Source organism: Pseudoalteromonas sp. SaAl2 (genome assembly GCF_052947895.1).
Map to the genome: position 1 here is coordinate 2,831,625 of NZ_CM129605.1, position 25,823 is coordinate 2,857,447.

General features: G+C 41.1%; 21 protein-coding genes and 6 pseudogenes. 10 read left to right on the forward strand and 17 right to left on the reverse strand.

All coding sequences use genetic code 11. The annotated features are described in order from the left end of the window. Positions 1 to 29 precede the first annotated feature (29 nt). Positions 30 to 506 (reverse strand): DUF2947 domain-containing protein, encoded by a 477-nt coding sequence (locus ACU8V8_RS13380; RefSeq protein WP_256829146.1) that lies wholly within the window; start codon positions 504 to 506, stop codon positions 30 to 32. A 60-nt stretch (positions 507 to 566) separates the two neighbouring features. Here ACU8V8_RS13380 and ACU8V8_RS13385 point away from each other — a divergent pair, with 60 nt between their 5' ends. From ACU8V8_RS13385 to ACU8V8_RS13395, 3 genes are read left to right on the forward strand one after another with little or no spacing between them, the layout of a single operon-like run. Then, positions 567 to 806 carry a DUF1653 domain-containing protein gene (locus tag ACU8V8_RS13385; protein ID WP_290210175.1) on the forward strand — a complete coding sequence of 80 codons (240 nt, stop codon included), beginning with the start codon at positions 567 to 569 and terminating at the stop codon, positions 804 to 806. A 52-nt stretch (positions 807 to 858) separates the two neighbouring features. Then, the gene (locus tag ACU8V8_RS13390) at positions 859 to 1,707 is read left to right on the forward strand and encodes an AAA family ATPase (RefSeq protein WP_446887843.1); all 849 of its coding nucleotides are present in this window, start codon (positions 859 to 861) and stop codon (positions 1,705 to 1,707) included. A gap of 1 nt (position 1,708) precedes the next feature. After that, on the forward strand, positions 1,709 to 2,896 hold the full coding sequence (locus ACU8V8_RS13395) for a vWA domain-containing protein (protein ID WP_446887844.1): 1,188 nt from the start codon (positions 1,709 to 1,711) through the stop codon (positions 2,894 to 2,896). Between the two features lie 38 nt (positions 2,897 to 2,934). Here ACU8V8_RS13395 and ACU8V8_RS13400 read toward each other — a convergent pair whose 3' ends face one another. The 5 genes and pseudogenes from ACU8V8_RS13400 to ppnP all read right to left on the reverse strand — a co-directional run bounded on the left by ACU8V8_RS13400 (position 2,935) and on the right by ppnP (position 5,884). After that, positions 2,935 to 3,249 (reverse strand): helix-turn-helix domain-containing protein, encoded by a 315-nt coding sequence (locus ACU8V8_RS13400; protein WP_446887845.1) that lies wholly within the window; start codon positions 3,247 to 3,249, stop codon positions 2,935 to 2,937. Next, a complete protein-coding gene (locus ACU8V8_RS13405) occupies positions 3,236 to 3,568 on the reverse strand; it encodes a type II toxin-antitoxin system RelE/ParE family toxin (protein WP_446887846.1) in 333 nt (110 codons plus the stop codon). Before ACU8V8_RS13405 ends, ACU8V8_RS13400 begins: the two co-directional genes overlap by 14 nt. Positions 3,569 to 3,666: 98 nt before the next feature. Continuing rightward, positions 3,667 to 4,838: pseudogene (locus ACU8V8_RS13410) on the reverse strand (NRAMP family divalent metal transporter). Between the two features lie 193 nt (positions 4,839 to 5,031). Then, positions 5,032 to 5,388, reverse strand: coding sequence for a ribosome hibernation-promoting factor, HPF/YfiA family (gene hpf / locus ACU8V8_RS13415; RefSeq protein WP_087531037.1), 357 nt, complete (start codon positions 5,386 to 5,388; stop codon positions 5,032 to 5,034). Positions 5,389 to 5,572: 184 nt separating this feature from the next. Beyond that, positions 5,573 to 5,884, reverse strand: a complete 312-nt coding sequence (gene ppnP, locus ACU8V8_RS13420; protein ID WP_087531038.1) for a pyrimidine/purine nucleoside phosphorylase — start codon at positions 5,882 to 5,884, stop codon at positions 5,573 to 5,575. Positions 5,885 to 6,231: 347 nt separating this feature from the next. On the opposite strand from ppnP, the gene ACU8V8_RS13425 reads away from it, so the two are divergent. Further along, positions 6,232 to 7,017: a hypothetical protein gene (locus ACU8V8_RS13425; RefSeq protein WP_446887847.1), complete on the forward strand. Its 786-nt coding sequence runs from the start codon at positions 6,232 to 6,234 to the stop codon at positions 7,015 to 7,017. Between the two features lie 352 nt (positions 7,018 to 7,369). Here ACU8V8_RS13425 and tkt read toward each other — a convergent pair whose 3' ends face one another. Then, complete coding sequence (gene tkt / locus ACU8V8_RS13430; RefSeq protein WP_446887848.1) at positions 7,370 to 9,361, reverse strand: transketolase; 1,992 nt, start codon at positions 9,359 to 9,361, stop codon at positions 7,370 to 7,372. A gap of 276 nt (positions 9,362 to 9,637) precedes the next feature. Between tkt and metK the strand changes: the two genes are divergently transcribed. Then, positions 9,638 to 10,789, forward strand: coding sequence for a methionine adenosyltransferase (gene metK, locus ACU8V8_RS13435; RefSeq protein WP_087531040.1), 1,152 nt, complete (start codon positions 9,638 to 9,640; stop codon positions 10,787 to 10,789). Positions 10,790 to 10,983: 194 nt separating this feature from the next. Here the strand turns inward: metK and ACU8V8_RS13440 are convergent, their stop codons facing one another. The 3 genes and pseudogenes from ACU8V8_RS13440 to ACU8V8_RS13450 form a co-directional block, all read right to left on the reverse strand. Continuing rightward, positions 10,984 to 11,391: a diacylglycerol kinase gene (locus ACU8V8_RS13440; RefSeq protein ID WP_446887849.1), complete on the reverse strand. Its 408-nt coding sequence runs from the start codon at positions 11,389 to 11,391 to the stop codon at positions 10,984 to 10,986. A gap of 157 nt (positions 11,392 to 11,548) precedes the next feature. Next, positions 11,549 to 12,208 carry an START domain-containing protein gene (locus ACU8V8_RS13445; RefSeq protein WP_446887850.1) on the reverse strand — a complete coding sequence of 220 codons (660 nt, stop codon included), beginning with the start codon at positions 12,206 to 12,208 and terminating at the stop codon, positions 11,549 to 11,551. Positions 12,209 to 12,240: 32 nt separating this feature from the next. Next, positions 12,241 to 13,760, reverse strand: a pseudogene (locus ACU8V8_RS13450) (CYTH and CHAD domain-containing protein). Positions 13,761 to 13,968: 208 nt separating this feature from the next. Between ACU8V8_RS13450 and ACU8V8_RS13455 the strand changes: the two are divergent. Next, positions 13,969 to 14,568, forward strand: a complete 600-nt coding sequence (locus ACU8V8_RS13455; protein WP_446887851.1) for a TIGR04211 family SH3 domain-containing protein — start codon at positions 13,969 to 13,971, stop codon at positions 14,566 to 14,568. A 74-nt stretch (positions 14,569 to 14,642) separates the two neighbouring features. On the opposite strand, the gene ACU8V8_RS13460 is transcribed toward ACU8V8_RS13455, so the two are convergent. Further along, on the reverse strand, positions 14,643 to 15,122 hold the full coding sequence (locus tag ACU8V8_RS13460; RefSeq protein ID WP_087531044.1) for a winged helix-turn-helix transcriptional regulator: 480 nt from the start codon (positions 15,120 to 15,122) through the stop codon (positions 14,643 to 14,645). A 170-nt stretch (positions 15,123 to 15,292) separates the two neighbouring features. Here ACU8V8_RS13460 and putA point away from each other — a divergent pair. Further along, a pseudogene (gene putA, locus ACU8V8_RS13465) lies at positions 15,293 to 19,097 on the forward strand (bifunctional proline dehydrogenase/L-glutamate gamma-semialdehyde dehydrogenase PutA). A gap of 119 nt (positions 19,098 to 19,216) precedes the next feature. Here putA and ACU8V8_RS13470 read toward each other — a convergent pair. Both ACU8V8_RS13470 and ACU8V8_RS13475 read right to left on the reverse strand, forming a co-directional pair. After that, positions 19,217 to 20,245, reverse strand: a complete 1,029-nt coding sequence (locus ACU8V8_RS13470) for a general secretion pathway protein GspB (RefSeq protein ID WP_446887852.1) — start codon at positions 20,243 to 20,245, stop codon at positions 19,217 to 19,219. A 12-nt stretch (positions 20,246 to 20,257) separates the two neighbouring features. Next, the gene (locus ACU8V8_RS13475) at positions 20,258 to 21,175 is read right to left on the reverse strand and encodes an ExeA family protein (protein WP_446887853.1); all 918 of its coding nucleotides are present in this window, start codon (positions 21,173 to 21,175) and stop codon (positions 20,258 to 20,260) included. A 128-nt stretch (positions 21,176 to 21,303) separates the two neighbouring features. On the opposite strand from ACU8V8_RS13475, the pseudogene ACU8V8_RS13480 reads away from it, so the two are divergent. From ACU8V8_RS13480 to ACU8V8_RS13490, 3 genes and pseudogenes are all read left to right on the forward strand, one after another. Further along, positions 21,304 to 21,933: pseudogene (locus ACU8V8_RS13480) on the forward strand (tRNA nucleotidyltransferase); the annotation flags it as partial. Between the two features lie 88 nt (positions 21,934 to 22,021). Further along, positions 22,022 to 22,270: a hypothetical protein gene (locus ACU8V8_RS13485; protein ID WP_446887854.1), complete on the forward strand. Its 249-nt coding sequence runs from the start codon at positions 22,022 to 22,024 to the stop codon at positions 22,268 to 22,270. Next, on the forward strand, positions 22,257 to 22,415 hold the full coding sequence (locus ACU8V8_RS13490) for a hypothetical protein (protein WP_446887855.1): 159 nt from the start codon (positions 22,257 to 22,259) through the stop codon (positions 22,413 to 22,415). Before ACU8V8_RS13485 ends, ACU8V8_RS13490 begins: the two co-directional genes overlap by 14 nt. Before the next feature lie 16 nt (positions 22,416 to 22,431). Here the strand turns inward: ACU8V8_RS13490 and ACU8V8_RS13495 are convergent, their stop codons facing one another. The 4 genes and pseudogenes from ACU8V8_RS13495 to ACU8V8_RS13510 form a co-directional block, all read right to left on the reverse strand. Next, a complete protein-coding gene (locus ACU8V8_RS13495; protein ID WP_446887856.1) occupies positions 22,432 to 22,941 on the reverse strand; it encodes an Lcl C-terminal domain-containing protein in 510 nt (169 codons plus the stop codon). Next, positions 22,886 to 24,617, reverse strand: a pseudogene (locus ACU8V8_RS13500) (PKD domain-containing protein). Before ACU8V8_RS13500 ends, ACU8V8_RS13495 begins: the two are co-directional and overlap by 56 nt. A gap of 105 nt (positions 24,618 to 24,722) precedes the next feature. Further along, positions 24,723 to 25,054 (reverse strand): annotated as a pseudogene (locus tag ACU8V8_RS13505) (hypothetical protein). Positions 25,055 to 25,087: 33 nt separating this feature from the next. Next, positions 25,088 to 25,795 carry a DUF2982 domain-containing protein gene (locus ACU8V8_RS13510; protein WP_446887857.1) on the reverse strand — a complete coding sequence of 236 codons (708 nt, stop codon included), beginning with the start codon at positions 25,793 to 25,795 and terminating at the stop codon, positions 25,088 to 25,090. Positions 25,796 to 25,823: the final 28 nt, after the last annotated feature.

Below are 25,823 nucleotides of genomic sequence, written 5' to 3' on the forward strand. Positions count from 1 at the left end.
TAGCATAGTATTGACCGCTTTTTAAGCGTCTAAGCAGGCTTATTACCCAGCTTTGCATCACCGTTTTCTAAAAACTGCACAACAGCATCACGTTTTTTACCAAGTAATAAACTGCCGTCTGCTAAAAACATAAAGTTCTGCCAGTTACGTTTAAATACCGCAAAACTGGTTTCAATAATGTTATCTCGCGCCATACAAAAATACACAGTCGTATTTGCCTGCCAATCTAAGTGCGCTAAAATTTCTTCAGGTGGTAGCTCTGCCCCTTCTTCCCAGGCTGCTTCCCAGTGCACAGTTTGTGTAAAGCTTTCGTCTTTACCACACCAATCTGTTTTATCAAAAAAGTCTGGGTGGTCGTGCTCTCGGCTCACCATAGTGCTCCAAAGTACAGCGGCACGTTCATGACTCATAGGCTTAATTAAAGCAAGATCTTGCTCTGAAACAGGCGCATCTTGGTGGCGAAAAACCCACGCTTTTTTGTAATCATCTAACGGTATATAGTTCATAATAGTGGCAAATTAGTTAGCATTAAAAGTGCAAGCGCAAATTATACAAGAGATCAAAACATGACTACAGCAATAAAACCACTTTCCCTCAAATCAGGCTTATACCAACACTACAAAGGTCCGCAATATAAAGTGCTCCATGTTGCCACCCACAGCGAGACGCAAGAACAACTGGTTATTTACCAAGCCCTCTATGGCGAATTTGGCATTTGGGCGCGTCCATTGAGTATGTTTTTAGAAACCGTGGAAAAAGACGGTCAAACTATCCCCCGCTTTGCTTACCTTGGCGATGCCGAATAGTTATGGCATCATGATTAAAATCATTACTGCTCAGACCAGATAAGGTATTACCGTGCAATTTAATTCTACAGATAACTACATCGCAAGTAATTCGTTAAAACAAGCGGTTAATGCGGCAATTTTGCTTGAAAAGCCATTGCTAATAAAAGGCGAACCTGGCACAGGTAAAACCATGTTGGCCGAAGAGCTGGCGAAAAGTTTAGACACCACACTGATACAGTGGCATATCAAATCGACCACCAAAGCACAGCAAGGCTTATACGAGTACGATGCGGTGTCACGTCTACGTGATAGCCAACTCGGTGATGAGCGTGTGCACGACATCGGCAATTACATTGTTAAAGGTAAGCTTTGGCAAGCCTTTACCTACGGCGAGCAGAATAACAAACGCCCGGTATTGTTGATTGATGAAATCGACAAAGCCGACATCGAATTCCCGAACGATTTATTGCTTGAACTTGATAAAATGGAGTTTCATGTTTATGAAACCGGCGAGCGCGTAGTTGCTAAACAGCGCCCTATTGTGATCATCACCTCAAACAACGAAAAAGAACTGCCAGATGCATTTTTACGCCGCTGCTTTTTCCATTACATTGACTTTCCATCAAGTGACGAAATGCAGCAAATTGTCGACGTACATCACCCTCACGTTAAGCAAGATTTAGTACGCCAAGCACTGGAAGTATTTTTTGGCCTACGCGAAGTTAACGGCATTAAGAAAAAACCTTCCACCAGCGAACTACTCGATTGGCTTAAACTATTAATGGCCGAAGATATCGATGCTAAGACCTTGCATGACAAAAGCCAAAAAGGCGGTTTGATGCCGATGTTTGGTGCGCTATTAAAAAATGAGCAAGATATCAGCCTAATCGAAAAACTTGCCTTTATGAGCCGCCGTTAAGATGTTGATTGCGTTTTTCTTCAAATTACGTGAATATCGCTTGCCTGTGAGCATGCGTGAGCTCCTTGATTTAATCAACGCACTCAAAAAAGGCGCGGTATTTGCCGATGTTGACGGGTTTTACTATTTAGCCCGTACCATTATGGTTAAAGACGAAACCCACTTTGACCGTTTTGATAAAGCCTTTGCTGATTACTTTAGCGGCATTGCCGACCTCGACTTACTCGAAAGCTTAAAACAGCAACATGACTTACCCAATGAGTGGCTACGCAAAGAGTTTGAAAAACACCTAAGCGATGAAGAAAAAGCACAACTCAAAGCCATGGGTGGCCTTGATGAACTAATGAAAACCCTAAAAGAGCGCCTAGAAGAACAACAAAAACGCCACGCTGGCGGTAATAAATGGGTAGGCACCGGTGGTACATCACCTTTTGGTGCTTATGGCTACAACCCTGAGGGCGTGCGCATCGGTCAAGACGGTAACCGCAACCGCCGTGCGGTAAAAGTATGGGATAAACGTGAATACCGTAATTTAGATTCAGATCGTGAAATAGGCTCGCGTACCATAAAGCTTGCGCTTAAAAAGCTACGTAAATTTGCCCGCACTGGCGCAAGTGATACGTTAGATTTAGACGAGACCATTCGCGCGACCGCTAAACAAGGCGGCATGCTGGATGTAAAAATGGCCCCTGAGCGTCACAACGCGGTAAAAGTGTTAATGCTGTTTGATATTGGCGGCTCAATGGATGACTACATTCACACCTGTGAAGAACTATTTAGCGCTGCCCATAGCGAGTTTAAACACCTAGAGTTTTACTACTTTCATAACTGCTTATACGAGCATGTTTGGCAAGACAACCAACGCCGCCATTCAAACGTCATCGACACCATGACGCTGATCAACAAATTCACCAGTGACTATAAAGTGATCTTTGTTGGCGACGCCACCATGGGCCCCTATGAAATCGCCTACCCCGGCGGCTCAGTAGAGCACTACAACGAAGAGCCCGGCAGTGCCTGGTTAAACCGCATCACCAATCACTTTGATAAAGTCGCGTGGCTTAACCCACAACCGGTTGAACACTGGCGTTACTATCAATCAATTGATTTTATCAAACAGCTGATGGATAACCGCATGTACCCATTGAGCTTGGATGGAATTAGTAATGCGATTAGAGAATTAACATAGATACGAGGTTATAGGGGCTAGGTACTAGAAATACCAACTCACAGCTCAGCTATATGATTTAAAGTTTCAGGATGGCGCTGCACCAGTTTTAATAAAGTAATAGCTTGACCATTGGGCGCGCTGCGGCCTTGTTCCCAGTTTTCGAGCGTTCTTGCTGATGTATGTAGCAAGTTTGCAAATACCCCGCGCGACATATTAAACGTTTCGCGAATTTTGATGATTTCATCGGGTGAAATGGCGAGTTCATCTATATCACTCACAGCATGTGTACGTAACGTAAGTTTACCTTGTGAATGTGCTTTAGCATCAACAAGAGCTGTAGTTAGCTCTGAAAATAAATCACGATTGCTCATTGCGCCATACCTCTAAGAACTCTTTTAACTGCTTTTTTTGAACTGCTGTTAAATCTGTCATTTCGCTTTTACCGTAAATAGTGAGTAGGTAAAAACGTCTTTTTTCGTCTAAATAGTAATATATAATTCTTGAACCGCCACGCTTGCCCTTACCTTTGCTCGCAACTCGAACTTTACGTAACCCTCCAGTACCTTGAATTACATCACCTTGTTTGGGGTTAATCATTAGTTCTGCTTGAAATAAACGATACTCGTCATCACTCAAGTACAGCTCACGGTACTTTTCGAATATACTTGATTCAACAAATAGACTTTTCATATGTAAAAGTATACGCAGATAGCGTACACTTTTCAAGTTAGCGATTATTGCTCTACTCTACTCTCGCTAACTTTACTCTCTCAAGCTCGCTAACTTAATTAAACCAACTTCCAACCCAAAAACACCAATGCAAAACCAACCAAATAAACCAAACCAACCCAACTCAGTGTTCGCACCAATTTAGAATGCTGAATACTGGGCTCTGAGCGCACTAGGCTAAAGTTTAGCCATGCAAAAACGGGGGTGGTGACAAAGGCAAGTGTCATGGCAAAAGTAAGCATGGGGCCGAGGGCTGATTTAAAAAACAAGATCACCGCCATGCCTGCGAGTGATTGCAGTATTAGCCAGATATTTAGGCTGTGTTTACTTTGCTTAAAGCCTAATAACTTGTGTGATTCGTTAAGTGTTCGGGCATAACCGTCTAGCACAGTTAAAGTAGTACCAAACATACATAAAAAGGCGATAATCGATACTAGTGGCCTTGCCCACTCGCCGATTGTGAAGGCGTACATATCAATCAGCTGCTTTGCAAACGCCACGCCGCCTAGCTCTATATTTGCGCTTTGTCCGTATTGCACTAACACACCGAGTGAAAAGAATACTAATGCCAGCCCTGCGGTTAACCAGTAACCCAAATTAAAATCAAATAACCCCTGCGTTCTCGTTACCGTTTGTTGGCTTTGTTTTTCTTTAAGCCACAATGAGCTTAATGCTGAAATTTCAATCGGTGCTGGCATCCAGCCCATTAACGCCACTATAAAACCCAGCATAGCAAGCTCGTACGGTGACGGGCCAATATAATCAGCAGGTGCCATTGGGCCGTTACTAAATGCAATCGCGAGGGCAATTACGGTTGCTAGTGTAAGTAGCCCCATAATAGCCTTTGCGACGTTATCGAGCGCTTTAAAATGGCCAAGTAATAAAATAACTAAACACACGGTTAGTATTGACCAACATAATAAGGTCACTGAAATACTAACAGGCAGCGCATAATGCAGTAAGCTTGCCGTTAACAATAAAACCCCCGCGGTATTCACCACCGCAGCAATTATATTCAAACCAATAAAACTGTAAAAAAACCACGGTCCTTTACTTTGATAGCCTTCCACCAGGCTTTTTTAGTAGCTAGCGTGTACTCTATACCAAAGCGAAAAAACGGATATTTAAGAATGTTTACCACCACAATTAGCCAAAATAACTGCCAGCCAAAGATTGCCCCTGCTTGCGTTGATGCTACTAAATGAGAACCACCAATTGCCGCTGTAGCCATTAAAATACCGGGGCCAAGTGCGTTTAAACGGGTTTGCCAAGTTGATACTACTGATTGCATGTGTGTGCTTACTATATTGCTTTTATTAATAAGCAAGTTACAGCGTTTTACTGAGGATTGAAAGTGAGAAAATTAGTGGAAGATTAAACGGTTCGCTAGATCCTAGTTACCTAGAACCTAGCGCCTTTATTTTTTAACGCAAGTCCATTTCTTGAACTTTTTCGTGAGCAATTTCAGGTGTGGTACTCACTGGTTTTTCGTGTAGGTTCGCTTTAATTTGTCCTTTACGATGTTTTAGTGCCGCATCGAGTTTTTTAGCCGCGTTTTTAATTGCAGGATAAAGAACTTCATCTTCACCTTTTACTGATAAACGCGCGCCTTCATAAATAGTGCTAATTTCTGCTTGGAGCTTATGATGCTCTTTTGAAAGAATAATATCGAGTGCGATCAGAGATGGAAAATGGCTCGCAATTTTTGAAAACTTTTCGTTGATGTGTTCTCTAATAGAGTCAGTAACGTCAACATGGTGACCAGAAAGATTAATTTTCATAGGGTATCCTTTTTTTTTGTTACCTCAACTCTAGTATTGGGGGCTATTTGAATTAACACAAGCAGAAAACTCAGAAATATGATATTTATTTGTTATTAAAGGTGATTAAGATCAATTTGAGGACATTAAATATGCAAAACCCCGCATGATGCGGGGCTTTCAGCGCGATTGTTGATTTTGTATATTAAGTGTACGAACAACAGTAATCGGCAAAATCAGCCACTTTTACTTGGAAAGTAACGTTCGCATCAACGTTAAATGACTCACCTGCTGACATTGTTTTCCATTCGCTCTCGCCTGGTAGTAAAACTTGCCACTGACCGCCATTGAGTTCCATTAATTCTTTTTTGCTAGTGGCGAATTCAAACTCACCCGCTTGCATAAAGCCTAATGTTTTGGTGCTGCCATCTGCAAAAATTACCGTACGGCTTGAAACTTTACCGTCAAAGTACACGTTTGCTGTTTTAACAACACTTACATTATCAAACTGAGACATCCTCACTCCTGTTTATTTAAGTTTATAATTTTAATTATGTTCACAGTGCCTGATACATCTAAGGCTTGCAAGTGTAGTGATGTGAAAAAAGTTCATTTGGCTTCGGGCTTCGGGCTTCGGGCTTCGGGCTTCGGGCTTCGGGCTTCGGGCTTCGGGCTTCGGGCTACCAGTGTAGGTCGTGCTTTAGCGCGTCAAGTGGTTTTCGTTTAAATAAATGATTAAACAGAGATAGAGAAGGCAAGGCACAGCCTTTTTATAGTTCAGGTTTTAAGAAGATTTTCGATACTTTTGTGTGATACTTTAATTTGTAATATTTAACAGGCCTACTTTTTAAGGATTAAAGCTTAATGGTAATAAATAACAAAGAAAACTCAAAATTTTTTAAGACATTAATATACCTAAGTTTTTTAACTTTTTTTCTTCCAACTCTTTTAGTAATTTCCCAAATTATTTTCACTTACCCTCAATTATCTTTTTCTCATTCAAAGCCAGAAAATTGGTCAAATATCACAAATACCTTCTCACTAGCTATAGAACTTTTTAAAGTATTAATTTCAGTAACAGGTGTTTTTGGTTTGTGGTATAAAATTACTCAAACGGAGAGACAAATAAAACAAGTTGAAAGTAAAGACAATTTTTCAATTTTCATTCAGCATAGAGAATACATTATTGATACATTGAAAGAACAATTAATTACAATTGAAAGTCAAAATAATTACTCAAGCCACCCATCAATATTTTACATAGCTTTATTTCCTGAAAACACCCCAAAGAAAGTAATAAATTTTGACGTTACCTCCAAAGTTCCACCTATTGAATTTCCAAACTTTTTATTTGCGATTAAGTCCATTAATCATTCCATTGAAGTCAAGAAAGAAGAAATAACTGAACGATATGTAGAAGGAATGATTAATGAAATCCAAAAAGACTTCGAGCCTTTTGGGTTTAGGTTCATAATAGGAAGCTATAACATAAGTGAGCTAGCTAGCGTAATAAAAACAGCTTCAGATTTACTAAGGGTAATTAATTATTTTGTCCCCATGAACTCTCGCGAGCTAGAAGCAGCTATCTACTATTTCAATCAAATATTGCTAAATGAGCTAATTAATCCTTATAAAAAAGAAGTGTATTAATTCATTATTTTATAAAATAAGCATAAGGCTTTTGATAAAAATAACGCACGAAACAAGTTTCAAGCCTACAAGGTCTTACAAACAATTGAAAAAAGCGGCAAGAATAATCAGGCGCAAGCGCCATAAAATCGGTGATAAAGCTCCCAAAACAATCGGGGCTGAAGCACCCTCCTACGATTTCTCCTTGGCACTGTGCTTCAAATAATTTTGATCTGAAAGCTTATGGCTGACGGCTTTGGTTCTGGTTGACGGCTCAGGCTGTTGGGTTTCGCTGCGCTCTACCCAACCTACCAACAAAAAGCCCGCACTGCGTTTAGCACAGTGCGGGCTTTTAAATTTTAACCGTTAAAGATTAAAACAATTCGTTTGCTTTGCTAACGATGTTTTCTACCGTGAAGCCAAAGTGTTCAAACAGCTCGTTAGCAGGTGCAGACTCACCAAAGGTGGTCATACCTACTACTGCGCCGTTTAGGCCTACGTATTTATACCAGTAGTCTGCAATGCCAGCCTCTACTGCTACGCGGCGTGAAACTGCAGCTGGTAATACGCTTTCTTTGTATGCAGCGTCTTGTGCATCAAACACATCGGTTGATGGCATTGATACAACGCGTACTTTTTTACCTTGCTTACGTAGCTCAGCCGCTGAGTCTTGCGCTAATTGCACCTCTGAGCCTGTGGCAATTAAGATAAGCTCTGGCTCGCCATCACAGCTCAGTACATAACCACCTTTTTTCACGTCGCTTAATTGCTGCGCTGAACGAGTTTGTTGAGCAAGACCTTGACGCGTAAAGATAAGTGACGTTGGGCCGTCTTTACGTTCAATGGCTTGTTGCCAAGCAATCGCAGACTCAACTTGATCACACGGGCGCCAGTTAACTAGGTTCGGCGTTAAACGCATGCTAGCAATTTGCTCTACTGGTTGGTGAGTTGGGCCATCTTCACCTAAACCAATTGAATCATGGGTATAGACAAAAATGCTTGGCACTTTCATTAATGCAGCCATACGTACAGCGTTGCGTGCGTATTCCATAAACATTAAGAAAGTCGCACCGTAAGGAATAAAGCCCTTGTGTAGCGCAATACCATTCATAATCGCAGACATACCAAATTCACGCACACCATAATAGATGTAGTTACCGCTGGCGTCATTTGCTTCGATACCTTTAGAGCCTTTCCAGATTGTTAGGTTTGAACCGGCTAAATCCGCAGAGCCACCCATAAATTCAGGTAACAATGGGCCAAATGCATTTAATGCATCTTGCGATGCTTTACGTGATGCTGGATTTGCTGGGTTTGCGTCAAGCTGCTCAATATACGCTTGTGATTTCTCGCTCCAATCAGCTGGTAACTCACCACTGGTACGGCGTTTGAACTCTGCTGCTAATTCTGGATGTGCTGCTGCGTATGCGGCAAACTTTTCATCCCAGCTCGCTTCAAGTTGCTTACCTTTTTCTTTGCCATCCCATTGTGCATAAATATCAGCTGGGATTTCAAATGCTTCACCGGTCCAACCAAGGAACTCACGTGCAGCTTTAATTTCGTCTTCACCTAATGGTGCGCCGTGACAATCGTGGCTACCTGATTTGTTCGGTGAACCGTAACCAATCACAGTTTTACAACAAATTAGTGTTGGTTTGTCGGTGATGCTGCGTGCTTCTTCAATGGCTGCACGGATAGCGTCTGAATCATGGCCATCAACGCCACTAACTACATGCCAGCCGTAGGCTTTAAAACGTGCTGGTGTATCATCGCTAAACCAACCTTCCACTTCACCGTCGATTGAAATACCGTTGTCATCCCAAAATGCAACTAACTTACCAAGGCCTAATGTACCTGCAAGTGAACATGCTTCGTGAGAAATACCTTCCATTAGGCAACCATCACCTAAGAATGTATAAGTATAGTGATCAACGATATCGTGACCTTTACGGTTAAACTGTGCCGCTAATGCTTTTTCAGCAATCGCCATACCTACCGCATTTGTGATCCCTTGACCTAATGGGCCCGTAGTAGTCTCAATACCTGGTGCATAACCATACTCTGGGTGACCCGGTGTTTTTGAATGCATTTGACGGAAGTTTTTAATTTCCTCAATTGGCAAATCATAACCACTTAAGTGCAAGAGAGAATAAATAAGCATTGAACCGTGGCCGTTTGAGAGTATAAATCGATCTCTGTCTACCCACTCTGGATTCGTTGGATTGTGATTTAGATAATCGCGCCATAGTACTTCTGCGATATCAGCCATGCCCATAGGGGCTCCAGGGTGACCAGATTTGGCCTGTTGTACTGCGTCCATTGATAAGACGCGAATAGCATTTGCAAGTTCTTTGCGAGACGGCATGAATTCTCCTACCTTTAACTGTATTTGCGCTGGTTATTGTGTGTTTAACAAGAACACCCATTCTTACTTATTGTGGGGGCTGTGTGCAATTAAAAACCTGATTAAATTGGGCATTATGAATTTTTTTTAAGAACAAAATGTTATTAGTAATTTTATTTAGACGTCTAGGCGTAAAAAAACTATGCAAGTAACCTTGTTTTAGATAAAATACGCCCCTTAATTTTTTAGCGCTAATACCGACGTTTGTGAAGCGCAATATTTGTGAGCAGAAATACAATGGCAAAACATTTATTTACTTCTGAATCTGTTTCTGAAGGTCATCCGGATAAAATCGCCGATCAAATCTCTGATGCGGTACTTGATGCTATCCTAGAGCAAGACTCTCATGCCCGTGTTGCGTGCGAAACTTACGTAAAAACCGGTATGGTGATGGTTGGTGGTGAAATCACTACTAGCGCATGGGTTGATATTGAAGAGATCACCCGTAAAACAGTGCGTGAAATTGGCTACACGCATTCAGACATGGGGTTTGATGCAGACTCATGTGCAATTTTAAACACGATTGGTAAGCAATCACCTGACATCAACCAAGGTGTTGACCGTACTAGCCCAGAAGAGCAAGGCGCTGGCGACCAAGGCCTAATGTTTGGTTACGCATGTAACGAAACTGAAGTGCTAATGCCTGCACCAATCACTTATTCTCACCGTTTAGTACAGCGCCAAGCGCAAGTACGTAAAAGCGGCGAGCTAAACTGGTTACGTCCAGATGCAAAATCACAGGTTACGTTTGCATACGAAAACGGCAAGCCAGTAGGCATTGATGCTGTGGTACTCTCTACTCAGCACAGTGAAGACATTTCACAAAAAGATTTAGTAGAAGCGGTGATGGAAACTATTATCAAGCCGGTACTTCCTGCTGAGTTAATTACTAGCGCAACTAAGTTCTTTATCAACCCAACGGGCCGTTTTGTAATTGGTGGACCTATGGGTGACTGTGGTTTAACTGGCCGTAAAATCATCGTTGATACTTATGGCGGCATGGCACGCCATGGTGGTGGTGCATTCTCTGGTAAAGATCCATCAAAAGTTGACCGTTCAGCTGCATACGCTGCACGTTACGTTGCTAAGAACGTAGTAGCGGCTGGTCTTGCTGATAAGTGTGAGCTACAAGTGTCTTACGCTATTGGTGTTGCAGAGCCTACGTCAATCAGTGTTGAAACGTTTGGTACAAGTAAGCTTGAAGAATCACGTTTAATCGAACTTATTCGTGAACATTTTGACTTACGTCCTTACGGCTTAATTCAAATGCTTGATCTTGAGCGTCCTATTTATCAACCAACTGCGGCTTATGGTCACTTTGGTCGCGATGAATTCCCATGGGAACGCACAGATAAAGCTGACGCACTTCGCGCCGCTGCTGGCCTTTAATTCCAGCCTTTGTGTGAATGTAAAAAAAGCGCCGTTTGGCGCTTTTTTTATGTCTGCTGATTATGTGCTTTAAGTAATTTATTCACAAAGAGCTTGAGAGGCGCTGCGCTTTAGAGAAGTCATTATAAAATAATAGCTAGAAGTGACTCGGTGCTAAGATCTATTCGAAGCCCGTAGCCGTTTTACCTAACTTCCTAACCTATCAATGTAAGTACTTTTTCATACCCAGCGACCCCCCAAACGATCATCAATATCAGTAACGCTAAACTAACCGCCGCAGAAGCAATGTCTTTCGCTCGACCAGATAGTACGTGGTACTCAACCCCAACTCTATCGGTTAACGCTTCAATGGCTGAGTTAAGTAGCTCAACAACTAATAAAAATAAAAAGCTAACAATCAGTATTACCCAATGTTGTGGTGATTGCGCGAACCAAAATGATAATGGCAATAACACAATCCCTAACGCCAATTCGGTTCGAAAAGCTGACTCTTCTTTAAACGCTGCTTTAAAGCCTTTAATAGAGCATTTAGTTGCTTTAATAATACGCCCAAGACCAATGCCGTTGGGCTTATTAATTAAGTTTATTTCTGGTTTATTCATTTTTTTATATCTTAAATTTGCGTAATCTAAACTTAACTTTCAAAAGTTGTTCAGAATCGAATAACAACGATAAAGGTCGATTTTACCGGTTTATTAATCATCAACAATAAAAAGCTTATTATTAATTCAATATAACCCGAACTCAATGCAAAATACCTTAAGCACAATCTCCTGCTTGACTTATCTGTAGCGCAGGAGTGTATTCTTTCGTATTGAGCTTTTGACGTAACCTAAGTAAGGTTTTTAAAGCGCTTTTTAAACCAACTTTATTGCTTATCCAATGCGGGATTGCCCCACCCGGATCTGCATAAACGTCATGGGTAAGGGTTAAACTGCGACCTTGTTCGGTATTTTTTTCATCTAATAACCAACGGGCTTTTAAATCCTTTATTCTAATTACTGAGTTAACCTCTGCTTTATAATCAGGATAAGCTGTAATTATTAACTGTGTTTGAGAGGGGCTCAATCGTTGATAGCAAGAATAACTTACCATATCTCGATCTGTAACCGGCCACGGCGAATCAAGCTGCGTATATACTATTGTTTCTGAACTACTGAGCCGAGACAGCACTTCAACAAAGGTGACATTTTCTATCCATAACGGAGCTTGCTGCGTGTCACTCAATAGCGCCATAAAATCATCAGCACTACTGCCATGTACTGTGATGCTTCCACGCACTTCTAATATGCCGTTTTCATGCTTTTTATAGGAAATACTAGCGCCATCTTGCTGCTTCCATAGCTGCCATTGTTTTTCCTGAGCTGGCGCAGTTAAACAATAAAAAGCAGTAATAAATAACAGTAATTTAGTTAGCATTCACATTCCTTTGCGTTGCTTATTACAAACGCTTATTGCCAATAAGGCTGAATTTTAAAGGACGCTTGACGGCTTTGCTCCATCGCTGCGACTAAAAACTCTGACTTTTTCTCAAGCCAGCGCTGAATTTTTGCAAGCTCTTCGTCGTCTTGTCCCGCACATAACTGCTTTAAGTATTCCAGCGTACTTAACTCATAAATCCCATGAGAAATGTCTAACCAAGGAATACGAAATTCGCTGCGCTCTTCTTTATCGTACAACGCACCTAAACAATTACCACTCAGCAGGCTGTTTTCTAAACGTGCCCTAAGATTTAAGTACTCTTTAGAGCTAATAGCTTGTTGCTCTGGTAGTAATTGATGTAAGTCTTGCCAATCTTTATTAAATAATCGGCTTGCAATATCAGCCACAGGTTGCTCAGCAGCTTGATATTCTGCTTGGCTCCAGCTCTTACGCCATTGCTTATTAACAAGCCAAGTGGTTAAAGCTAATAATAGTCGGTTATAGCGTGCGGTATGAAACAGTTTATTAATATCATCAATACTCGGCTGTAACTCTTTTAAGTCATTTATGACTTGAGTTAGCTCAGGTGCACTGTTTATTTTTTTATAGTAAGCGTGGCGTTTTGAAGTATACGTTTTTAACTGAATAGCGTTTTCTACCCAAGCAAGCTCGCTTAACAACCATTTTAACTCCACCCGCAAAGATTCAGTGGTGCTTTTATCAACGATGTCATCAAACAACCAAAATGTATGGCGAATTAAGCTAATACCATCTGTTACACGCTTAAGTGTTTTTAAACTTGGTTTATTGAAATAACATTGTTCATGCTTTTGCACAAAACGAATGCCAAAGCCAATCGCTGCTATTAATGCTTGTTCTTGCGTTGGCTTTTTAGGCAATGATACAAAGCCTATAGATTTACTCGGCTTTAGCGGTTTTTCATCCGCTAAACGGTAGCCCCTTGCGGCCTTTGAATATAAACCTAAGCGGATATTATTTTGTGCCACTAATTTGTCAGCTAAGGCAAAGAGTTCATCGCGGCTGCCTTCCACCAACTCAATTTCAAGTTCACAGATTGGTTCCATTTGCCCAGATGCTGAAATTTCTCCTTTGTCTAAAACCACTTCAATTTTTGCACCGCTGTCGGTTTCGATTAACCAAGTACGGCGAATAAAGTTAGTACTGAAAATAGGATATAAGTTTGCTGCAATTGCGCTCACTTGCATACCATGAGGCCAGATACTGCTATCAAAAGCGCTAATGTCTGGACGATTGCTCTCAAGTGGTAAGTTATATTCAGGGCGTTGATGTAGCCCCCCATCACTTCACCTGCAAGCTTAATTGTTTGCTCACATTGGCTATCAGAACAACGCGTTCTAAAACCAATATCAAGCGCTCTAAGCTCACGACTTGGCGTATCGTAGTATGCATTTTGCAAACTTCGAGAAGGCTTATTTGTAACGGTTTTTGCAAATTGAGTAATTAACGCGGGGATCAGTGGAACAACGGCATCTGACACCAAAAACTTCAGTTCTATCTCAGTATCCATTAGGCTTGAGGATTACCTTTAAAATAAATAAGAGCTCAAAATAAACAAAGCACAGCTGTAATGCAAATTTTTTAGTGAGATTTCCCCTTCTCCAATGTAAAGCGATTACAATATCAGCCTTGCTATTGGCGTGCTAAATCCATACTATCTCTATACTTATACGAATAAATTGCCGTAACAATCACGGTTACATTAACAGGGTAGATTGATGTTAAAACATTATTTATTAGCTTTATTACTAAGTGCGGTTGCTTTTGTAAGCCACGCTGAAGAAGCCAATGCAGCAAGCGACGACAATACGGCTTATATTGTTGATAACCTATATACGTTTATGCATTCGGGTTCGAGTAAAAACTACCGAATTATTGGCTCAGTTGATGCAGGTACAAAGTTGACGCAATTATCAGCAGAAGAAAATGGCTTTATCAAAGTTATTGATGATAAAGAGCGTGAAGGCTGGGTTGAAGCTAAGTTTGTGTCAAAAGCAGCAGGAATTCATCAACAGTACCGTACTTTGAGTGAAGAAATGGCATCAATGCAAGAACAACTTCGCCAAGCACAAATTGAATTGCCACAACTACAAGAGCAAAATCAAACACTGACAGACCAAAATACCGTGCTGTCTGAGCAAATAACTAAACTTAAAAGCACCTTAAATGCTGAACGTACGCAAAAACAACAAGCGGGTGCAAAAGAGAAGCGTCAATTACTTACCTATGGTGGCGCAATTGCATTTATTGGTTTGTTCTTAGGGATTATCTTAACTATTGTATTATCTCGTCGTAAACGTTACGACGGTTGGGCATAAGCGATAGCTACATATATTTGATACTAAAAAAGCACCCTCGGGTGCTTTTTTATTTATAAACTCATTACAAAAGGTTAATCCAACCTCAAGCCTTTATCTTGTTTTATCTTTTCAATCACCATATAGGTATGGTGGGTTCCTACTCCAGGAATATCGACTAAATCACCCAATACCTGACGGTATTCGTCCATATCAGACACCCGTATTTTTAAAAGATAATCATAGCCACCAGCGACCATGTCGCATTCAACAACCTGATCTATTTTTAAGATATGTTCACGGAACACTTTAAATACAGCCGTATTCGATGTTACTAATGACACCTGTACGTGCGCTAATAAGCTCTGATTAAGTTTTGCTTCGCTAAGCTTTGCAAAATAACCTTCTATATAGCCTTCTTGCTCAAGTCGTTTGACACGGTCTAAGCACGGGCTAGGGCTTAAGTTAACCTGCTTTGCGAGGTTAACATTAGAAATTCTGCCGTTTTTTTGCAGAACGTCTAAAATTGCTAAATCGATACGATCAAGCAGGCGTAATCTATTGGGACTTGTCATAACAGAATTTTATGCGGATAAGTTTAAGGTATGCCCTGTAAATTATCGTAAATCGGGAAATTTAACCAGCATATTCTGCTGGAATTTAATTAGAATGCACGCATTAAACAACATGATAATCGAGCAGCAAACTTTTTTAGCTGCAAGACTCCACACTTTTGAGGTTACTTATGTTATTCAACGGCGATTTGACTACAACGTGTCCAATTCGACAAAAAAATCCGTGACTTTTACCGCATTGACGAAAATGCAGTAATTGATCATATTTTACCCCTTGCCGAAGTAGGCGTTAAAGCCCGTAGTCGTGCATGGGAACGTGCGCGTCAAATAGTTCACAATATTCGTAAAGATCAAGATGGTCAAAGCGGTGTTGATGCACTTTTAAATGAATTTTCACTTTCGAGTGAAGAAGGTGTGGTACTAATGTGTTTGGCAGAAGCCTTGCTTCGTGTGCCAGATAAAGCAACTCAAGATACCCTTATCCGCGACAAGTTAGCAAAAGGCGACTGGAGCTCACATTTAGGCAGCAGCGACTCTTTATTTGTTAATGCATCGTCTTGGGGTCTTCTGGTTACCGGTAAAATGGTTAACTACACAGACAAAACCAAAGAACAGCAATTTGGCGTGTTGAAAAAAACCATTGGCCGTTTAGGTGAGCCAGTAATTCGTAAGTCTGTGAACTTTGCGATGAAGATCATGGGTAAGCAATTCGTTATGGGCCGTACCATTGACGAAGCGATTGAACGTGCAGCAGAAACCGAGCGTAAAGGCTATGTGTATTCATACGATATGCTAGGTGAAGGCGCACGCACTATGAAAGATGCTGAGCGTTATTATCAAAGTTATTTAAATGCGATTCACTCGATTGGTAAAGCAGCAAATGGCCGTGGCCCAATTAAGAGTCCAGGTATTTCTGTAAAACTCTCTGCAATTCACCCTCGCTATGAGTTCACTCATAAAGAACGTGTAATGGAAGAGATTGTGCCTAAGCTTAAAGAGCTGGCGCTTGTTGCTAAAAGTTATGATATCGGCTTTACCGTTGATGCTGAAGAAGCTGATCGTTTAGATATTTCACTCGATGTTATTGAAGCGGTATTTAGCGATGAAGACCTAGCAGGTTGGAATGGCTTTGGCTTAGCAGTACAGGCTTATCAAAAGCGTGCGATTTTTGTTATTGAATGGCTAACTGATCTTGCTACCCGTGTTGGTCGCAAGTTAATGGTACGTTTAGTAAAAGGTGCATATTGGGACACAGAAATCAAAACCACTCAACAAGATGGTTTAGACCACTACCCAGTATTTACCCGTAAAGCAACGACTGACGTTTCCTATAAAGCATGTGCAATTAAAATGCTTGAAGCCCGTGACGTGCTTTACCCACAATTTGCCACACATAACGCCTATACAGCAGCGACTATTTTAGAAGTTGCTAAAGGCGATCACGATGGATTTGAATTCCAACGTTTACACGGTATGGGTGAATCTTTATTTGACCAAATCGTAACGCAAGAAAAAATTCAATGCCGTGTTTATGCACCTGTTGGTCAACACGAAGACTTACTTGCCTACTTAGTACGTCGTTTACTTGAAAATGGCGCTAACTCATCATTTGTAAACGCTATTGTTGATACAACTCAGCCAGTAGAAGCATTACTGCCAGATCCCGTTGAAACACTGCAAGGTTTACGTAATAAGTACAATACTCAAATCAAAATGCCAATTGATTTATATGGCGCAGAACGTGCTAACTCAAAAGGCATGGATTTAACAGACATTAACGTTATTACGCCATTTAAAGAAAACCTAGATTCGTGGTTTGAAGAACACCGTATAAACGAAAGTGATGTACCTGAAGGTGCACTTGCGGTTAAAAATCCAGCCAATCACAAAGAAGTCATTGGTCATGTAAAACTGCAAAACAGCGATGAAATGCTCACTTTACTTGAAAACGCCGAAACTGCGTTTGAATCTTGGTCGCAAACACCAGTTAAAGAGCGTGCTAACTTATTACGTCGTATTGCGGATATTTTAGAACGTCACCACGATGAGCTAGTAGCTATTTGTATTAAAGAAGCGGGTAAAATTGCTCAAGACGGTATTGACGAAGTGCGTGAAGCCGTTGATTTTTGCCGTTACTACGCAGCCCGTGCAGAGGAGCTTAGCGAAGATGAACGCTTTGAAGCGCGTGGTGTGATCTTATGTATCAGCCCATGGAACTTCCCGCTTGCGATTTTCTTAGGTCAAGTCGCTGCGGCCATCGTGACCGGTAACACAGTAATCGCAAAACCTGCTGAACAAACAAGCTATATTGCGCTTCGCACCATTGAGCTAATGCTCTCTGTTGGTCTTCCTGAATATGTTGTGCAACCAGTTATTGCCCGCGGTAGTGAAGTCGGTAAAACAATCGTACCTGATGAGCGTATTCAAGCAGTTATGTTCACAGGTTCGACAGAAACAGGCACTATCATTTCACAAACATTAGCTGCACGTAACGATATTCAAGTACCGCTAATCGCAGAAACCGGTGGCCAAAACTGTATGATCGTTGATTCAACTGCACTTCCAGAGCAAGTGGTTGATGATGTCATTAGTTCAGGCTTTCAAAGTGCCGGTCAACGTTGTTCAGCACTTCGAGTATTATTTTTACAAGAAGACATTGCTGATGGCGTGATAGAGATGATCAAAGGTGCACTTAAAGAGTTGCACGTAGGCGATCCTTCTTTGCTTTCGACTGATATTGGTCCGGTAATAGACGAAAAAGCACTGAAAAGCTTAAACGACCATGTTGAATACTTAAAAGGTAACGCGACACTGCATTATCAATGTGACATTCCTGATAACAGTGAAAATGGCGCTTATTTCTTTGCACCTCGTTTATACGAAATCAAAGACTTATCAGTACTTAAACGTGAAGTATTTGGCCCATGTGTGCATATTATTCGCTTTAAAGGGACTGAGCTTGACAGTGTTATTGATCAAATTAATGGGACTGGCTTTGGCTTAACCATGGGCATTCACTCTCGCATTGAAGAGCGTTGTGAGTACCTAGCTAAGATGTCGCGTGCAGGTAACGTCTACGTTAACCGTAACATGATTGGTGCAATTGTTGGTGTGCAACCGTTCGGTGGTCGTGGGTTATCAGGTACTGGTCCAAAAGCCGGTGGGCCTAACTACTTACAACGTTTAGTGAAAGAAAAAGCATCACCAGATAACGTGCAAATGACAAACCTAACTCCAGACGAGCTTGATTTACACCACTACTCAGGTGCAAACGAACAAGTTGATAAGTTAATGGCAAACTCACTACGCGATGAAAAAATTTGGCGCGCAACCCCACTAAATGACCGTGTTTCGGCTGTACGTCAGTTACTCGCAAAAGTTGCTACCGTTGATATTATCGACGAGCTTGCCGACGATTTAGCGTTAACACTTGCCGATGCGCGAGCTCAGCTTAACCGTCTAGAAAAGCACATGCGTAAATTTACGACACTGCCAGGGCCAACGGGTGAATCAAATACCTTGCACCTCGAAGCACGTGGTTGCGTGGTATGTTATGCCGATAAGAGCACATCATTTAACTTTTGGGCTATCTCAATCATTACGGCTCTTGCAGCGGGTAATACCGTGATCACTGTAGCGTCAGAATTATTTTATGACGAAGCAGTGGCGTTTAAAGATAAATTTATCTCTACAGGCGTTGCAGAAGGTGTATTCCAAGTAGCTAAACCGAACCAGTTACAAGCTCTTTTAGCCCACCCTCATTTAGCCGGCGCTTTAGTTGCTGCGCGTTCGTCGCGTCTAGGTTACTTTAGCCAACAGCTAGCACAGCGCAAAGGCGCAATCTTGCCAGTAATAAGCTCTGAGTACTACGATACGCTTATTAAGCGCTTAGTAACTGAGAAGACTATAAGTATTGATACTACGGCCTCAGGTGGTAATACATCACTGATGACCTTGGTTGAAGACGACGAGTAAAGTTAACGACTAACTATTTAAGGGCGCTTTTAAGCGCCCTTTTTTATAAAATTAATAACTGTAATTATTATAATTATTTACTATTAAGCATAAAATAATAAAACCACACCTAATAATTATTACTCAGGCCAATCTTGCAGGGCTTTTAAACTAAATTCATAACCATCAAAACTAAGCACACTTTGTTCTGGCGTAATTTCTAACACTTCAAAGTCGCCAAAACTATCGCCTTCATACAACTCACGATTATTTAGCTTTATCCAGCGTTTTTCTACCGAAGAAGAGTAAATATGTGCTTGGTATTTGATGTTAGGCAAAATAGCCAACAACCCGTCTGGTAACAGCTCTATCGGCTGAGCATAAGATGAATTTTTAGTACCTTGAGTCACTTGATGTGTCTGTGTTTGCTCAGTGTCTTGTATAGCTCGAGCAAAGGCATTTTTAAGTTCACTTGGTACTGCATTTAACTCATCATCTGTTACTGTTGTAGGTTTAGTTACTGTATTAGGCTCACTAATAGGCTTACCTAACACCTTGTACTTACTTAAATCGACATTACTTGAATTGGTATTAATTCCAGTTGGCTGAGCAAATTGTGGTTGTTGACTCGCCATCACTTGGTACTGCGACACAGGGGGGACATTGTATACTTGTTGGTAACCATTTGGCGTTTGTATTAGCATCGGCTGGCTTTGTGGATAGGCTGGAACGGAATTCACAGGCACTTGTACCCATTGATATTGTTGAGTTTGGTTAGGGTTGCTCGAGGGCACCATCATTTGTTGAGCTGGCTGATTAACTTGCAGCCCTTGCGCACTGGATGCAGCCTGTTCAACGGTGCTATTATCTGTTGGCTCATCAATAACATCTACACTTGGCTCTTTTATAACTGAAGTGTCACCTTGAGCTTCAACACTGACTTGTGCTTTAATGTTATCAACTGAGTTCTTTTCAGATTGTAACCACTTCCCAAGCGCAAACCCTCCTATTAGCGTCAGTGCTAAAGCGAGAACTATACCTAATGACATAGCAATAAAACGATATCGTTTTAATTCTTGTTGTTGTTTAAGTTGCTGAGCACTTTGATCGTAAGCTGATGCTTCATCATGGTGTTCAGATTGTTTTAATGCATCTAATAAATACGACATAATTTACCATTTCTAAAAAATAAACGACAAGCCAATACCCAAACCAAGCACAGCAAGAAAACCTAAAGGTAATAACCAATTAATAGAGCTTTGTTCGCTCTTTAACTCACTTTTAATTGCACTGGGTGGTAACGCCTCCTCGGCGGAACGCATGACAATATCACTGTCTATAACCATGAGCTGCTTTGAAAACGCGCCCATCAAACAACGCTCACATAATAAATTAACCAACCTAGGAATACCTTGGGTCGCAACATACACTGTTTTAATTGCATCAGCTGAAAACAAAGCCCGTTCACAACCAGCTACATATAAACGGTGTTTAATATAGGCAATAGTTTGTCCCTCAGTTAGCGGTAACAAGTGATAACGCGCAGTGATCCGCTGTGCCAACTGACGCAATTCATTGCGCTTGAGCAACGCTTGCAATTCAGGCTGGCCTACTAACACTATTTGTAGTAGCTTTTTATGATCTGTTTCTATATTGGTAAGGAGTCTGAGCTGCTCCAGTACATCAGGTGATAACAACTGCGCTTCATCAATCAACAAAATTGTATGACCGCCCGCTTGGTGATTTGCTTCTAAGTGTTTTTTGATCGCATCCGTTAAGGTTTTTAAAGTGGCATTTTGATCATCGTAGTCAATGGCAAATTCATCACAAATACTGGCCAATAACTCTAACTGAGACAAAGCTGGGTTATGGATCAAAGCCACTTGAGTATTTTCTGGCAGTTGTTCTTGCAAGCTACGGGTAAGGGTAGTTTTTCCTGTGCCCACTTCACCAGTTAACAACACAAATCCACCCGCCTCACCTAAACCATAGGTTAAATGAGCCAAAGCCTCTTTGTGGCGTTCGCTTAAAAATAAATACTGTGGGTTTGGCGCGATTGAAAATGGTTTTTCCGACAAGCCAAAATAGCTTAAATACACCCTGAATTTCCTTGCTGAGTAAATCAGCGCCTATAATGGCAAAAAAATGCACTAAGTGAAAACCTTGTTAGCGTTTTATTAGTGAAATAACGTAAAATAGTTTGCACAGTTAATATTCAGAGTAAGTTATGCAAATTTATTTGGTCGGTGGCGCGGTTCGAGATGAACTTCTTGGGCGAATTGTTAAAGAGCGTGACTACGTGGTGGTAGGGGCAACGCCAGAGCAGTTACTTAAACAAGGCTATCAACAAGTTGGAAAAGACTTTCCAGTATTTCTGCACCCAAAAAGCAAAGAGGAATATGCCCTTGCCCGCACGGAACGTAAACAGGGCCAAGGGTATACAGGATTTGTCTGTGAATTTTCTGCCGATGTAACCCTAGAAGATGACTTGCGCCGTCGCGACTTAACTGTTAATGCCATAGCTAAAGCCGATGACGGCAGCTTAGTTGACCCTTACGGTGGCAAGCAAGATTTAGATAATCGTATTTTGCGTCATGTCTCCGAAGCTTTTAGTGAAGACCCGCTACGTATCTTACGTGTTGCGCGATTTGCAGCACGCTACCACTATTTAGGCTTTACCATTGCCGATGAAACTCAGTTATTATTAACTCAAATGGTTAACCGTGGCGAACTAAATACGTTGACCGCTGAGCGTATTTGGCTTGAATGTGAAAAATCACTCGATGATGGTGCGTTTGCTGAGTTTTTAAATGTTCTCGCACAACTGGGGGCCCTCAACGCAATTAGCCCTGCCCTAGCAAATAACTGGAACAATGAACTATACCAACAATTAAAAAAACCGATATGCATATGCACAAAGCCAAGAAATAACGGATAAGTCACTCTTGTTTGCACAAGCCACCAGCTCGTTAACTGCCGATGACATAAAAGCCACTAGCGAAACGATTCGCTTACCCAATGATGTACGCGATCTCTCATTACAACTCAATGCCCATCAAGCAACTTTAACGAGTAAAAGAATCAGCGCAGAGCAATTACTTACTTGTTGTAATCAACTTGATTTGTGGCGCCGCCCAGAGCGATTCACAGGATTGCTTTTAGCCTTAGAGGTTGCCAATTGTGGCGTTTTTTAATAATAAGAAAAAGTTAATAAAAGCGACCGATGCAGCCAAAACGATCAACCCACAGCAATTTATTGCCCAAGGTATCAAAGGCGCACAGATAAAAACCGCGCTAGAAAATGCGCGGTTAGAAATTTTCAAAGACTATTTTAGCTAACTTAAATGCTAGCTAACTATTCTTCATAACGGACAAAACGCAAGTAAACATTTGAGGCTTTAGCATGCAAACTGTTAAGGCCTCTATCGAAAGTATATACCCAAGCAAAACTTGGATCCGTTACGTCTGATGTATTCGTCCAATAGTTGTCGTTTTTACTACCAATAAAAACGTCTTCATTAATACTTGGCGTTACACATTTATGCTCTAAAATACTCGCCAGCTCTTTAATATTTGGCACTTGCCAATCATCATAATTACCTGTGCGGTCATTAACTGATGCTCTAAGCGCTTCTTGCCAAGTCGTTTTAATTGCGCTGTTTGTGCAGCTAGTGGTATCAGCATCAAAGCTTTGTCCGTAACTACAAGTTTGCCACATCAATCCCGTAACACTATCGCTGACTGTACCATCAGTATTTAGCGTAAAACGGGTACTTGGTGTAGTTTCGCTAATCGAATCATAACAGGTCTTAGCTGCCAAGATTGAAGGTGTAAATAATAGCGTTAGTACTAATAAAGCTTTCATTGCGTGCCCCCGCTGTTCTCACTAATCGTACAAATGCAGTTTTACTTTTTGGATAAGCTAAATCGTTACCATTACTCATGTCTATAATATAAGCCTGCGACAAACTCGTACCATCAGCTGCGGTTTGCGATGTCCAATAAGGTAGGTAAGGCGCCTGAGTAAAGGTATTTTGGCTGGGTGTATTAGGGAAATAGTCATCATCTAACAGTAATGATTGCCCTTGTTTACCATAATCTAATAATGTCATTAATTCTGTATAAGTTGGCACTCGCCAATTAGTACCACCGCAATAATCAAGTCCATTTACGGCATCAACATAAGCTTGCAAACCGCAATTAGATGTACTTGGACAAGTGCTATTAGCAGCCCCTAAGCTACTCCCTGTTTGTACGCCGTTATTATCGTTTAAATACCAAGTATAATGATTTTGCCCTTCTCTTAACTGAGTATTTGGCACCGTCCCTGTATTTTTGCGCTTTCACTTCCCAAATTAAGCCTGTGACATTATCGCGTACACAGCTAAAGTCAGATTCAGTGTCAGGCAACTCATCAGCAAATTCATTAAGTTTAGTAAAATCGAAGGCATGTTCACCTGCCCCTACTTTATCTATATGTGTAGTAACCACACTATCACGGCCAACCGCCGCATCTTGACGTGGGAAATCAGGGCTAGTACAAGCAACTTCTTGCGTATGGTTGTAACACTTACCCATACCCGAGTCATTAATCAACCCAAGCGGTTTAGACTCGACAGTAACATTCACAGAGTCAGTATCAGTACGTCCTTTGCTATCAGTCACAGTAACTTCAAAAGTTAACGTATTAATTGCGTCAGTATTTGGTGCAGTGAAAGAAACAATGCATTGCCGTTGATTAGCTAAGGTTGCATTACCAGTCAATTGTTGCCAATAACATGAGAAGGTATCAGTGACTGTTTCACTTGAGGTCGCATCAAGGGTAACCTGTTCCACTTCAATAACGGTTTGATCAGCGCCAGCATTTGCAATGACAACTTCATCCGTTTTATTAAGAATATGTGTATATTGTGTGCTGTCTTCACCACCTTCATCATCGACAACGGTTAGCTGCCAAACTAAAGTGGTGTTTACATCGAGTAAGGGGTGAGTAAAGCTAATAGTATCATTACTATCGCTATCTATGACCATTGATGGCCCAGAGATCTGTAACCAGTTGTAGCTATTGATTGCCCCGTTTTCATCAGGGTCTATGGATGTTTGGCCACTGAGCGTGATGGTATCGTTATAATCTGATGGTAACTCCGTGGGTGCTGTCTGTGTTACTATCGCTTCAGGTAGTTGATTATTTGACGCTATTGAGATTATCACATCATCACTAACTAAAGTGCCGTCAATGGTCTGGTAGTCAACACGTAATACAAGTTCAGTATCAGCTTTAATATCTGGAGCAGTCAGTGTTTGTTCAGCGCCGTCAGCGGGTAGACCATCAATACTCGGACCACTAACTCGCTGCCAGGTAAATGTACCATCGGCTGGCGAGCCTAATGCCGTAACTGTAAATTCAATTTTTTCAATAACTTGTTGATCAACTCCAGCATTTACTGAAGTGGCAACTTCAGGGTTATCATTACCGCCCCCTGAACCACCACACGCACTTAGCAAAGAAATAATCGGTAATATAACGAAAAGCACTCTCATGCACTGCTTCCTCATCTACATTAAAAAATTTTGCAGCACAAATACTTAACGCTACATTCTTAAGCTAGATAGTAAGCAACAACAGTGCCAATTGTTTAAGTCGTGTTAAAGGTAACTATCTTGATGGATACGTACAAAAGTTTAGTGCCTACTTTACTGTAGTCTATTTTATATTCGCGGCCATCTAAGGCCTGGATAAACAGCAAACGTTTTTCTTCACCAAATACATCTACTGAACCTATATAAACCATTTCTAGGTATCGTTCTTTTGCCTCTCGACGGTTTTTTGGCAAGTCTTCTTTAAATGGCTCTAAACCATGTTGTGTTACTTTAATCTTAGGGTGAGTTTCAGAGTTTACGATCACTAAATCGAGCTTTTTTTCTTTGTGGATAATCGTATTTCTCCCACTTTTTATAAATGATCTTTCTTGACTCATCGCTTTATCCTACTAACGTCTACTTAGGCGTTTTTAGCCCTTTAATTGAGATTGAATAAACTGCTTGGGATTTTGTCGCCACCTATTAAGGTTATGACTAAAGTCCCAAATACTTCGATCTAATACACTCGCAGGTAACAGCAAGTCATACCCTGTTAATTGCTGCAAATGCCGCATTCTATTTGCGAACATTGCAATTAGTCCATTAAAGTTGTGACCATTCAAAGAGGTATAAAAACTATCTTCTACCAACCATTCTGATGGGCAATTACCATTTTTGCAATGTTTTTGAACAACCTGCATAAATAAGTGTCGCTGTTCTATCAATAATTTACCCGCAAGCCTTGGTGAAATATGCATTAAAAACTCATCACGGTCATTAAGTGTAATACCGACGGCATTTAACTCAAGGTACTCAACTCCGTGCTCAACTTTAGGAATGCCACTATGGTGCACATTTTCTCTATTGAGAGACCAAAAACCATACTTGTGATGGTAAGTAAGTAGTTGTTCAGAAATAATTAAACTATAAAATGGTTCTTGCGTCTTTAAAAAGCCGACAAATACAGCGGCTAAACATAAACTAACTAAAAATATCTCGATAATACTAATTGCTCCAGGCCGCAACTGGTTAAATAACATAATAAAGACAACACCAAACGCCCCTACAAGTAGAGTTTCAATGCCGTGTGAAGCACCTTGCGCTCTGAGTTTTAAAAGTAAGTTTGACTGTTCAACCATGACGATAAAATACCATATACAAAACAAA

Bases quoted from the DNA above. Each gene is read 5' to 3' on its own strand.
- ACU8V8_RS13380 (WP_256829146.1), bottom strand. From the start codon at position 506: ATGAACTATATACCGTTAGATGATTACAAAAAAGCGTGGGTTTTTCGC.
- ACU8V8_RS13385 (WP_290210175.1), top strand. From the start codon at position 567: ATGACTACAGCAATAAAACCACTTTCCCTCAAATCAGGCTTATACCAA.
- ACU8V8_RS13395 (WP_446887844.1), top strand. From the start codon at position 1,709: ATGTTGATTGCGTTTTTCTTCAAATTACGTGAATATCGCTTGCCTGTG.
- ACU8V8_RS13400 (WP_446887845.1), bottom strand. From the start codon at position 3,249: ATGAGCAATCGTGATTTATTTTCAGAGCTAACTACAGCTCTTGTTGAT.
- ACU8V8_RS13405 (WP_446887846.1), bottom strand. From the start codon at position 3,568: ATGAAAAGTCTATTTGTTGAATCAAGTATATTCGAAAAGTACCGTGAG.
- hpf (WP_087531037.1), bottom strand. From the start codon at position 5,388: ATGAAAATTAATCTTTCTGGTCACCATGTTGACGTTACTGACTCTATT.
- ppnP (WP_087531038.1), bottom strand. From the start codon at position 5,884: ATGTCTCAGTTTGATAATGTAAGTGTTGTTAAAACAGCAAACGTGTAC.
- ACU8V8_RS13425 (WP_446887847.1), top strand. From the start codon at position 6,232: ATGGTAATAAATAACAAAGAAAACTCAAAATTTTTTAAGACATTAATA.
- tkt (WP_446887848.1), bottom strand. From the start codon at position 9,361: ATGCCGTCTCGCAAAGAACTTGCAAATGCTATTCGCGTCTTATCAATG.
- metK (WP_087531040.1), top strand. From the start codon at position 9,638: ATGGCAAAACATTTATTTACTTCTGAATCTGTTTCTGAAGGTCATCCG.
- ACU8V8_RS13440 (WP_446887849.1), bottom strand. From the start codon at position 11,391: ATGAATAAACCAGAAATAAACTTAATTAATAAGCCCAACGGCATTGGT.
- ACU8V8_RS13445 (WP_446887850.1), bottom strand. From the start codon at position 12,208: ATGCTAACTAAATTACTGTTATTTATTACTGCTTTTTATTGTTTAACT.
- ACU8V8_RS13455 (WP_446887851.1), top strand. From the start codon at position 13,969: ATGTTAAAACATTATTTATTAGCTTTATTACTAAGTGCGGTTGCTTTT.
- ACU8V8_RS13460 (WP_087531044.1), bottom strand. From the start codon at position 15,122: ATGACAAGTCCCAATAGATTACGCCTGCTTGATCGTATCGATTTAGCA.
- ACU8V8_RS13470 (WP_446887852.1), bottom strand. From the start codon at position 20,245: ATGTCGTATTTATTAGATGCATTAAAACAATCTGAACACCATGATGAA.
- ACU8V8_RS13495 (WP_446887856.1), bottom strand. From the start codon at position 22,941: ATGAAAGCTTTATTAGTACTAACGCTATTATTTACACCTTCAATCTTG.
- ACU8V8_RS13510 (WP_446887857.1), bottom strand. From the start codon at position 25,795: ATGGTTGAACAGTCAAACTTACTTTTAAAACTCAGAGCGCAAGGTGCT.